Source organism: Arthrobacter silviterrae, assembly GCF_011045165.1.
Classification (GTDB): Bacteria; Actinomycetota; Actinomycetes; order Actinomycetales; family Micrococcaceae; genus Specibacter; species Specibacter silviterrae.
In genome coordinates this window covers 74498-84442 of sequence record NZ_JAAKZI010000019.1, presented here as the reverse complement: position 1 = coordinate 84442, position 9945 = coordinate 74498, and the positions used below count along the sequence as shown (strand labels likewise).

Sequence of the window (9945 nt, the reverse complement as noted above, 5' to 3'; positions counted from 1 at the left end):
CTGCAGCCACGTCCAACCTCTCTTAAAAGCAGTGTGGGCGCCCAGAACTGTGGTCGTGGGCGTTTACCAATCACTCTAGACCGACGCAACGGCTTGTGCGTAGCCGGAGCCCGTCCATGAAGAAACCGCCGGTCGCGCCGACGTCGTGCGTTAAAGATAAGGAGGGGCCCGGGGATGGTGCCGGCAGCACAGGATTTCAGCCCCACATCGCGCTGATTGGCGCCGCGCTGCCCCCGGCAGCGGCGGGGGCAGCGCTTGCAGCCCGGAATGGCCGGCGTAATGTAAATCACGTCCATGTCGGGCGCTGCAACCCGGAAGCTGATCTGCGGCGCGGTGTAGAGGCAATATGGGCGCACCCCCTAGACTGGGACAGGTAAAACGTAAACCAACGCGGAAGCGTTGAACGCAGGAGGAATCAAGTGAGCGAGGCCGACGCCGGCACTGTAGCCAAGGTGGCAGGCAAATTGGGGTTCAAGGACGGGGATCTCGTCCAGGAACTCGGATACGACGACGACGTTGATTTTTTGCTTCGGGACAACATTGAGGACCTGATTGGTTCACAGATGTTCGATGAGGACGACCATGACGTGGTTGACGCCGTTATTTTTTGGTGGCGCAAGGACGACGGCGACCTGGTCGACGCACTGGTGGATTCCCTGACCACCTTGGATGAGGGCGGCGTGGTGTGGATCCTCTCGCCGAAGTCCGGCCGCGACGGCTACGTTCCGCCGGCTGAAATCCAGGAGGCCGCCCCTACGGCCGGGCTGCATGTGACCACCACTGCCGGCGTTTCCGCCGACTGGGCAGCGACCCGGCTGGTTCCGCGCAAGCGCCAGTAATGGACCGCGCCGGCGCACCCTTGGGCGTTCGGGTCGGGGACACGGCTCCGGACTTCTCGCTGTCCAACCAGTTTGGCGAACCCGTGTCCCTGGTTGCACTGCGCGGCGGGCCGGTCGCCGTCGTCTTTTATCCATTTGCCTTTTCCGGCATCTGCACGGGTGAACTGTGCGAGCTGCGGGACAACTTCGCGGAGTTTGCCGCCGCCGGGGTCAGGTTGCTGGCCGTTTCGGTGGACAGCAAGTACACGCTGCGGGCCTATGCCCAGGCCGAGGGCTACACCTTCGACCTGCTGGCGGATTTTTGGCCCCACGGCGACGTGGCACGGCGCTACGGCGTCTTTGATGACGACCGCGGCATGGCCGGTCGCAGCACCTTTGTCATTGACGCCGGAGGTGTGGTGCGCGATGCTTTCAGCACGCCCACGGGCCAGGCCCGCCCGCTGGATAGATACCGTCAGGCGTTGGCGGCACTTTAGCCGGCCTGCACCGGCGTTGGTAAAATAGTTCCGAAGTTTTTCCAGGTGTTCGTGCAAGGGGGAGCGGTGGCTGAGGCGGAAATTCCCGGCGGGGACGCGGTGCGCCCGGGCATTGGCCTGACCGGCCTGGTGCAAAACACGGCGGGGCTGGCCCAGCCCCTGGACGCGGCCGCGCGGGCAACCCTCGACGGAATGGCCGCCGTCCTTGGCGCGGGAAAATTTGCCCTGCTCACGGGGGCCGGCCTCAGTACGGATTCGGGCATTCCCGACTACCGGGGCCCCAACGCCGCACCCCGCCACCCGCTCACGTACCAGGAGTTCGTGGGCAATGAGGCCCTGCGGCGCCGCTATTGGGCGCGGAACCACATTGGCTGGGCCACCATGCGCCACGCCGAGCCGAACATCGGCCATTTTGCCGTGGCATCCATGGACAGGGCCGAACTGCTGACCGGGGTCATCACCCAAAATGTTGACCGGCTGCATGAAGCGGCCGGGGCGGAAAATGTGGTGGACCTCCACGGCCGCTTCGACACAGTAGCCTGCCTGCAGTGCGGGGAGCTGTACCCCCGCTCCTTCATAGCCGTGGTCCTGGCCGAGCTCAACCCGGGTTTTCTGGAGGAGGTGGCGCAATCAGGCGGTGTTGCCGCGGGACCGGATGCGGATGCCGACCTGGACCATGAGCAATTGATTGAATCCTTCCGGGTGGCCCGCTGCCCGCTGTGCGGGGGCATGCTCAAGCCGGATTTTGTGTTCTTCGGCGAAAACGTGCCCAAGGACAGGGTGGAGCGTTCCTTTGCGATGCTTGATGCGGCGGGGGCCCTGCTGGTGGCCGGCTCCTCGCTGACCGTCATGAGCGGCCTGCGCTTTGTGAGGAGGGCGGCCAAGGATGGCAAGGACGTCTTCATCATCAACCGAGGCCCCACGCGGGGCGACGAGCTCGCGGGCAGCAAGCTCGAAGCCGGTGTGAGCGAATCGCTGACCTACCTTGCCGAGGCCCTGCCCGGCCGATTCGTGCATTAGTTGCCGCATCGGGTACAGTAGTTTCTCGTTGGTCCGCCCGGCACGCGTAAAGTGGGCCGGCGAAACAGCACCTTGGGTCTTTAGCTCAGCTGGTAGAGCGCCACGTTTACACCGTGGATGTCATCGGTTCGATCCCGGTAGGACCCACCACGAAAAACCCCGCCATTGCGCGGCCTCACGGCCCGGAACGGCGGGGTTTTCTGCTGCCCGCCGCCTTGAATGTCAGACCCCCTCCGTAACGTTCCAGCCATGAAGAACTTTCCTGAGCACGTACTTGTACAAACCACCCCGGCCGGGGAGCCGGTGGCCGTTGAGCGGGGCGGGCGCCAGTGGCTGGTGGCGGAGGAACCCCTGCGCTGGTTTGAGCGCATCAACTGGTGGGAGCGCTCGGCCCGGATGCCGCGGGGACAGGGCCGCATTGACGTTGAAGTGTGGCGGGTCCAGGCGCGCCTGGGACGCAATCCGCGCAGCGACCTGGCCACCCTTGAACTGGAGCGCGACCAAATGGGTGGTGGGTGGCAACTGCGGGCTTGGACATAAGGCTGCCTGACCGTCTGTGTGCCGCACGATGCCCTAGCTTAAACTGAAAGGCTCCTCGCCACAGCTATTGGGGGACGCTGTGGAGAGGAGCCAGTAATAAAAATATATAGGGTGCCCGGCCCAGATGCAAACTGACACGCAGAATTTCCGGATGTAATTTTTTTTGGGCTGCCTCGCCGGCGGCTGCCGCGTGGCCTGGGATCAGGCCGCGGACCGCGCCGGCGCATTGAAGGCTTAGCCGGCGCATTGAAGGCTTAAATGGAAGGGTCCTCCACTGTGGCTATTGGGGGACGCCACAGTGGAGGACCTGAAAAAGAATATACCCTGCCTGCCGGATTTGTACAATAGCGGACGTTCTACGTCTGGCAAGGGCCAGTATGATGGAGAGTGTTCACTGCAATGAACCATTGCATGCGGTGGCGCACCGGCTGGCGGCGCCTCTGCCAGCCCCCAAGCACGGAGGATTTCATGGGCGACACCCAGCTCAAGCAGGCTAATGCCGAGCACGCCAAGGGCGGCGAATCACGCGCGCACGCAACACCGGCACCGGCGGTGACACGGGCGGCCGCCGTGCTCAATGCCCTGGCGGAATCGGAATCCGGACGGCTGACGCTCAGCGACCTGGCGCGGGGGCTGGGCATTCCCAAGTCGTCCACCTCCAACCTCCTGCAGGCGCTGGAGGATGCCGAGCTGATCAGCCGGCAGGGGGCCGACTATGCCCTTGGCGTGAAGCTGGTGGAACTCGGTGCCGCCTACTTGAGCCGGCGTGATGAAGTCAGGGAGTTCTACCGGTTTTGCGAGCAGGCGCCAACGCTCAGGGGCGAGACGGTCCGCATTGCCATGCTCGACGGCGACAATGTCATCTACCTGGCCCGTTATGAAGGGCACCCGGCAGTGCGCCTGACGTCGAACATCGGGGACAAGATGCCGGTGTCCGTTTGCGCGGTGGGCAAGGCGCTGGTGGCCCGGCTGCACGACCACGACATCGCGCAACTTTACCCGGACGCGCTGAAGCTGCCGGCCATGACCCCCAAGTCGCTGGCCACGGGCAAGGCGTTCAAGGCGGAAATCCTGAAAGTCCGCGCCCAGGGCTACGCCTTCGAGGATGAGGAATCCACCCTTGGCGTGGTGTGCCTGGGCATGGCCGTGCCAACCCGCGGCGCCCATGGGCCCAGCCTGGGCGTCTCCGTGACCGCATTGAAGGCCACCTTCTCCGATGCGCAGCGCGATGCAATGGTGGGCGAACTGCGTGAATTGACCCGCGCCCTTGGAAATCCCATGGGGTAGCCGGGCCGGGCTGCCGCAATATGGCCGCTGGATGAATTGCCACCCTTGGCGATGTGTTCAACATGATGTACGCTGTTCAACATAGTGATCGAGCTCATAGCTCGTTGTTGCCCGTCCGGACCAACGGTGGTCCCGGAAGTTTCGAGGGAGAAGCAGTGACTACACAGCCTTTAAAAGCCCAGGCCGCAGCCGCGGACAATGACACCATCCCGGTGGATCCGGAGCAGCTGCGCCGTGCCACCCTGGCCAGCTCCGTGGGATCAGCGCTGGAATACTACGACTTTTACATCTACGGCCTGGCCTCGGCGCTGATTTTCAGCCCGCTGTTCTTTTCCCCTCTTGGCCCCACGGGGGGCCTGATTGCCTCCTTCGCCACCTACGGCGTCGGCTTTGCCGCGCGCCCCTTCGGCGGCCTGATCTTCGGCTACATCGGGGACCGCTTCGGCCGCAAGCAGGTGCTGCTGCTGACCATCGGACTGATGGGAACGGCGTCGTTCTGCATTGGGCTGCTGCCCACCCACGCCCAGGCCGGCATGCTGGGCGCCGTGCTGTTGGTGATCCTGCGCATCATCCAGGGGCTCGGGGCCGGGGCCGAGCAGGCCGGCGCCACCACCCTGATCTCCGAGGTGGCCCCGCGCCGGCGCCGCGGCTTCTTTGCCGCCCTGCCGTTCGTTGGCATCCAGGTGGGCACCCTGCTCGGCGCCGGCACCTTCGCCCTCATGGGCCTGGCCCACCCCGAGGTGCTGACCGGCTGGCTGTGGCGCGTGCCGTTCCTGGCCAGCGCCATCCTCATTGCGATCGCCATTTACATCCGCCTGAAACTGAAGGAAACGCCCGTCTTCCAGGAATTGGAGAAGCACAAGGACGTCACCCGCAACCCGTTGGGCGTGCTGTGGCGAACCTCCCGGAAGAACGTGCTGATCGGAATCGGCTTGCGCATGGGTGAAAACGGCAACTCCACCATTTACTCGACTCTGCTGGTGGGCTTCATGGCGGCCAAGGGCGGCATCTTCGAGGGCGACAAGTTCATCGGCCCCGTGGGCCTGCTGATTGCCGCCGGCTTCTCGGCCATCATGGTGGTTGCGTTCGGTGCCCTGTCCGACCGCGTGGGCCGCGTCAAGGTGTACCGCTACGGCGCGCTGTTCCAGCTGCTCTTCGCCTTTCCGGCGTTCTACCTGATCTCCCTGGGCAACGTGACCCTGGTCTGGATTGTCATGACCGTGGGCATCGCGCTGGGCGTGCAGTCCATGCTGGGCCCGCAGTGCGCCCTGCTGCCCGAACTGTTCGGCTCCACCCACCGGTTTACCGGCGTGGCCATGAGCCGTGAAATCTCGGCCGTGTTTGCCGGCGGCATCGCCCCGTTCGTGGGCGCCCTGCTGCTGGGCCTGACCCACCAGTCGTGGATGGTGCTGGCTGGCTATTCGCTGGTCCTGGCCGGGATCTCCTTTGCGGCCACCTTCGCCACCCCTGAAACGGTGGGCCGCGACCTGATGCTCACCGAAGACGCCTGAGCAGGCAATCCCGGAAGGCGTCCGCTCCGGCGGGCGCCTTCTGCGTGTCCCGGCTTAGGGAAAGCGAACGACGGCGGCCGCTCGCCTGTTGCTGTCCGCGCAGCCGCCGCCTGGGCCTGAAGTCCGCCAAGGGCGGAGTGCAGATTTCCAGGGCGCCCAAAGAGGGAGGGAGCCTCCGGCCGGAGGCTCCCTCCCTCTTTGTGGGCGGTGCGGTGCGCCGGGCTCAGTAGAAGTGCACGGGATCCACTACATGCAGCAGTGGCTCGCCGGACAGGAAGCGGGCCAGGTTGTCGGCAAAGCGCTCGGCGATCAGGCGGTTCTCCGCAACGCTCAGGGCCGAGGTGTGCGGGGAAACCATCACGCGCGGGTGCGACCACAGGGGGCTGTCCTGGGGGAGCGGCTCCACGGCAAAAACGTCCAGGCAGGCGAAGGAGACCTGGCCGTTGTCCAGCGCTTCCAGCAGGGCCTCCTCGTCAATGACCGTCCCGCGGCCGACATTGACCACCACCGTTCCGGGCTTCATCGCCGCGAACACCTCGGCGTTGATCATCCTTTCCGTGTACGGCGTGCCGGGTAGTGTATTGATGAGGGCGTCGGCGTTCGCCAGCAGCCCTGGCAGCCCTGCCGTGTCGGTCACCTCATCCACGCCGTCGACGGGCCCGACCGATCGCTTCGTGCCGCTGACGTTCATGCCCATGGCGCGGGCCAGGCGGGCCGTTGCCACGCCTATCTCGCCCAGCCCGGTAATGACCACGTTGGAGCCGCTCACCAGACGCGTGGGGGTGCGCAATGGCGGCCAATGCTTGGCGGCCTGGTCGGCGGCCATCTGCGGAGTCCGCTTGAAACCGTTGAGCACGCCCATCATGGCGAACTCCGCCAGCGTCAGCCCGTGCACGCCGGCTGAGCTGGTGACGGCAATTCGCTGCAGCTGCCCGCTGGACAGCCCGGCGGCCTTGACCGCTCCGCCCGCCCCGGCGGCCATGGCCTGAATCCACTGGACCTTCCCGCTGGCCGCAATCTCCGCCAGCCCCGCGGCGTTTTCGTTCGGGAAGCCGTACAGCACGTCTGCCGAGCGCAGCATGTCCCAATAGCGGGCTTCCTGTTCCGGAGTCCTCTCGAAGGCAGGATCGCCGGCGTGGTCGGCCGGGAAGCGCTCCGGGGGCAGCAGCTCCGGTTCGTACAGGACGGTGACTGAAGGGTGCGCGGCGCGGATGGCCTGCACGTGCTCCGCTTCAAGGGGGACGGCAATCGCAACGGTGAGATTTTCAGGGGTCATGGTGTTCATCATACTGAATTGTGGATAGAATGCTGAACACATTAAGGTAATGATTCTTCTCCGGGCCACGCCCGCCAAGCCATAAAGTTGTCAGGACAGGTGCACCATGACTCACTCCGCGGTCCAATTGCCGGGCACGCCCACTGTGGGATTTGCCGGCCTCGGCCACATGGGCGCCCCCATGGCTACGCGGCTGCTTGCGGCCGGCATTTCCACGGCCGTCTGGAATCGGTCACCGGCCGCCGTCGCCAGCCTCACGTCCAAAGGAGCCGCGACGGCCCCCTCCGTCGAGAGCCTGCGCGACTGCCAAACCATCATCTTCATGCTCCCGGACCTCGGCTTCATTGAGGAGGCAGCCGGGGCCCTGCTCAACAGCTGGCGGGCCAGCCCGCCCAGCCCGGGGACCGTCGTCGCGGTCATGAGCAGCGTTTCCCCGCAGGGCGTGCAGGCCTTTGGCGCCACGGTCAAGGAGGCAAGCGGCGGGAACGCTTCCGTGGTGGATGCCCCCGTCAGCGGTGGCACCGTGGGCGCGGAAAAAGGCACGCTTGCCATCATGGCCGGGGGAGCGGAGGCCGACTTCCAGCGGATCCTCCCTGTGCTGGAAGCCATGGGCACCACCGTCCGGAGGCTGGGGGAACTCGGTGCGGGATCGCTCGCCAAGGCCTGCAACCAACTGCTCGTGGGAACCACCGCGGCCGCGCTCGCGGAAGCGGCCGAACTCGCCGAACGCTCCGGCATGGACGTGCCGGCCCTTTTTGAGGTGCTGGCCGGCGGGCTGGCGGACAGCCAGGTGCTGCGCATCGTGGGGCCGCGGATCATGGCCAAGGACTATGCGCCCACGGGCCCGGCAAAATTCATGCACAAGGACCTGGGATTTGTGCTGGAAAGTGCCGCCGCTGCCGGGTCCGCCGTTCCCATGGCTGCGGCCGGTCGCCAACTGTACGGCACGCTGATAGACCAGGGGCTGGGGGATGCGGACCTTGCGGTGGTGCGCGAGAGCATCGCCCGGCTGGCACCGCGCACCTGACGGCAGCCCAACCCCGCCTGCCCATTTTTTGATGAAGCGTGTGACAACGAAAAGGATCCCTGCATGACTGCAATGTTTGACTTGACCGGCCGGGTTGCCCTTGTGACCGGCTCCAGCCGGGGAATCGGCAACTCGCTGGCCCGCGGGCTGGCCGAGGCCGGCGCCACCGTGGTGCTCAACGGAATCAACGGGGAACGCCTTGCCGCCGCGGAGGCGGCCATGGCGGCTGACTTTGCGCCGGGCCGGATTCGTTCCCGGGCCTTCGACGTCACCAGTGACACCGCCGCAGCGGCCGGCGTCGCCTGGATTGAGGCCAACGTGGGGCCGCTGGCGATTCTCGTCAACAATGCCGGCATCCAGCACCGGGTGCCGCTCCTTGACCTGGACGTGAAGGACTGGGACCGGGTCCTCACCACCGACCTGACCAGCGCCTTCCTGGTGGGCCGGGAGGCAGCCCGCGGCATGCTGTCCCGGGGCCGCGGCAAGATCATCAACATCTGCTCCGTGCAGACGGACCTCGCCCGGCCCACCATCGCCGCCTACACCGCAGCCAAAGGCGGGCTGCGCAACCTGACCCGCGCCATGACCGCCGAATGGGCGTCCGGAGGGCTGCAAATCAATGGCATTGCGCCCGGCTACATCCACACCGAAATGACCCAAAACCTGGTGGACGACGAGAAGTTCAATGCCTGGATCCTGGGCCGCACCCCGGCCAACCGGTGGGGGACAGTGCAGGACCTGGTGGGACCGGCCGTCTGGCTGGCCTCGGAAGGATCAAATTTTGTCAACGGCCAGACCATCTTCATTGATGGCGGCATGACCGTTGTTGTCTAGAAAGGGAACGCCATGACCGAAGCTCCTGAACTGCCCGCCACCGCGCCCGCCGTGGTGGCCCACGGCAAGGACGACCTCCGCATCGAGGACGTCCCGTTGAAGCAGCCGGCGCCCGCGGAGGCCGTCGTCGAGATTGCCTACGGCGGCATCTGCGGTTCCGACCTCCATTACTGGCTGCACGGTGCTGCCGGGGAGTCCATTCTCAGGGACCCCCTGGTGCTGGGCCACGAGGTGGTGGGCATTGTGGCCCGGGCCGCTGCGGACGGCACGGGTCCGGCTGCGGGCACGCCCGTTGCCGTCCACCCGGCCACCCCCGGACCGGGTGCCGCGCGCTACCCGGCGGACCGGCCCAACCTGTCCCCGGGCTGCACGTACCTGGGCAGCGCCGCCCGGCACCCCCACACGGACGGCGCCTTCCTGCGCTACGCCAACCTGCCCGCCAGAATGCTCAGGCCGCTACCGCCGAAACTGCCACTCCGGCGGGCCGCCGTCGTCGAACCGGCCAGCGTTGCCTGGCACGCCGTTTCCCGGGCCGGGGACGTGCAGGGGAAACGGGCGCTCGTGGTGGGCGCCGGGCCCATCGGCACCCTGGCCGTCGCCGTCCTCAAGCGTGCCGGCGCCGCCCACATCACCGCCGTCGACATGTTTGACAAACCGCTGGCCACTGCTTCCGCTGTGGGTGCGGATGCCGTGCTGAAGGGCGACGACGAAGCGGCCATCGCGGCCGTGGAGGCCGACGTCGTCATTGAGTCCTCGGGCAACCGCTTCGGCCTGGCCTCGGCCATCAACGGCGCCGCACGTGGCGGCCGGGTGGTCATGGTGGGCCTGCTGCCATCCGGACCCCAGCCCGTGCCTGTCTCCCTGGCCATCACCCGGGAGCTGGAACTGGTGGGATCCTTCCGCTTCAACGATGAAATTGACCAGGTCATTGCCGCGCTTGCCGACGGCTCCCTCGTCACTGACCCCGTCATCACCCACGAATTCCCGCTGTCGCAGGGCCTGGAGGCCTTTGAGATGGCACGGGACTCGGCGTCGTCGGGGAAGGTGCTGCTGAACTTCGGCGCCTGAGCCTGAGGAGCCTGAGGAGCCTGGGCCGGATGAAGCGAACGGGCCGCCGTCGGGCAGCCAAGTTGGG

General features: G+C 66.3%; 10 protein-coding genes and 1 tRNA gene. 10 read left to right on the top strand and 1 reads right to left on the bottom strand.

Annotated elements, in window-relative coordinates; translation table 11 throughout:
• The first annotated feature begins 419 nt into the window (after positions 1-419).
• From G6N77_RS11930 to G6N77_RS11900, 7 genes are all read left to right on the top strand, one after another.
• Positions 420-839: a DUF3052 domain-containing protein gene (locus tag G6N77_RS11930; protein ID WP_165182380.1), complete on the top strand. Its 420-nt coding sequence runs from the start codon at positions 420-422 to the stop codon at positions 837-839.
• A complete protein-coding gene (locus G6N77_RS11925; RefSeq protein ID WP_165182379.1) occupies positions 839-1315 on the top strand; it encodes a peroxiredoxin in 477 nt (158 codons plus the stop codon). The genes G6N77_RS11930 and G6N77_RS11925 overlap by 1 nt, the downstream gene beginning before the upstream one ends.
• A 66-nt stretch (positions 1316-1381) precedes the next feature.
• Positions 1382-2335: a Sir2 family NAD-dependent protein deacetylase gene (locus G6N77_RS11920; protein ID WP_370875204.1), complete on the top strand. Its 954-nt coding sequence runs from the start codon at positions 1382-1384 to the stop codon at positions 2333-2335.
• A gap of 74 nt (positions 2336-2409) precedes the next feature.
• Positions 2410-2485 (top strand) — tRNA-Val (locus tag G6N77_RS11915).
• Between the two features lie 99 nt (positions 2486-2584).
• The gene (locus tag G6N77_RS11910) at positions 2585-2875 is read left to right on the top strand and encodes a hypothetical protein (RefSeq protein ID WP_165182378.1); all 291 of its coding nucleotides are present in this window, start codon (positions 2585-2587) and stop codon (positions 2873-2875) included.
• A gap of 468 nt (positions 2876-3343) precedes the next feature.
• The gene (locus G6N77_RS11905; RefSeq protein WP_165182377.1) at positions 3344-4162 is read left to right on the top strand and encodes an IclR family transcriptional regulator; all 819 of its coding nucleotides are present in this window, start codon (positions 3344-3346) and stop codon (positions 4160-4162) included.
• A gap of 155 nt (positions 4163-4317) precedes the next feature.
• Positions 4318-5673, top strand: a complete 1356-nt coding sequence (locus G6N77_RS11900; protein WP_306986878.1) for an MFS transporter — start codon at positions 4318-4320, stop codon at positions 5671-5673.
• A 223-nt stretch (positions 5674-5896) separates the two neighbouring features.
• On the opposite strand, the gene G6N77_RS11895 is transcribed toward G6N77_RS11900, so the two are convergent.
• A complete protein-coding gene (locus G6N77_RS11895; protein ID WP_165182376.1) occupies positions 5897-6961 on the bottom strand; it encodes a D-2-hydroxyacid dehydrogenase in 1065 nt (354 codons plus the stop codon).
• A 94-nt stretch (positions 6962-7055) separates the two neighbouring features.
• On the opposite strand from G6N77_RS11895, the gene G6N77_RS11890 reads away from it, so the two are divergent.
• The 3 genes from G6N77_RS11890 (at position 7056) to G6N77_RS11880 (ending at position 9878) form a co-directional block, all read left to right on the top strand.
• A complete protein-coding gene (locus tag G6N77_RS11890) occupies positions 7056-7976 on the top strand; it encodes an NAD(P)-dependent oxidoreductase (protein WP_165182375.1) in 921 nt (306 codons plus the stop codon).
• A 63-nt stretch (positions 7977-8039) separates the two neighbouring features.
• The gene (locus tag G6N77_RS11885; RefSeq protein ID WP_165182374.1) at positions 8040-8810 is read left to right on the top strand and encodes an SDR family oxidoreductase; all 771 of its coding nucleotides are present in this window, start codon (positions 8040-8042) and stop codon (positions 8808-8810) included.
• A gap of 12 nt (positions 8811-8822) precedes the next feature.
• Positions 8823-9878 carry an L-idonate 5-dehydrogenase gene (locus G6N77_RS11880; protein WP_165182373.1) on the top strand — a complete coding sequence of 352 codons (1056 nt, stop codon included), beginning with the start codon at positions 8823-8825 and terminating at the stop codon, positions 9876-9878.
• The last annotated feature ends 67 nt before the right edge of the window (positions 9879-9945 follow it).

What these genes read in the sequence shown, in the direction of transcription:
- G6N77_RS11925 (WP_165182379.1), top strand. Translation starts at nt 839, where the DNA reads ATGGACCGCGCCGGCGCACCCTTGGGCGTTCGGGTCGGGGACACGGCT.
- G6N77_RS11910 (WP_165182378.1), top strand. Translation starts at nt 2,585, where the DNA reads ATGAAGAACTTTCCTGAGCACGTACTTGTACAAACCACCCCGGCCGGG.
- G6N77_RS11895 (WP_165182376.1), bottom strand. Translation starts at nt 6,961, where the DNA reads ATGATGAACACCATGACCCCTGAAAATCTCACCGTTGCGATTGCCGTC.
- G6N77_RS11880 (WP_165182373.1), top strand. Translation starts at nt 8,823, where the DNA reads ATGACCGAAGCTCCTGAACTGCCCGCCACCGCGCCCGCCGTGGTGGCC.
- G6N77_RS11885 (WP_165182374.1), top strand. Translation starts at nt 8,040, where the DNA reads ATGACTGCAATGTTTGACTTGACCGGCCGGGTTGCCCTTGTGACCGGC.
- G6N77_RS11890 (WP_165182375.1), top strand. Translation starts at nt 7,056, where the DNA reads ATGACTCACTCCGCGGTCCAATTGCCGGGCACGCCCACTGTGGGATTT.
- G6N77_RS11905 (WP_165182377.1), top strand. Translation starts at nt 3,344, where the DNA reads ATGGGCGACACCCAGCTCAAGCAGGCTAATGCCGAGCACGCCAAGGGC.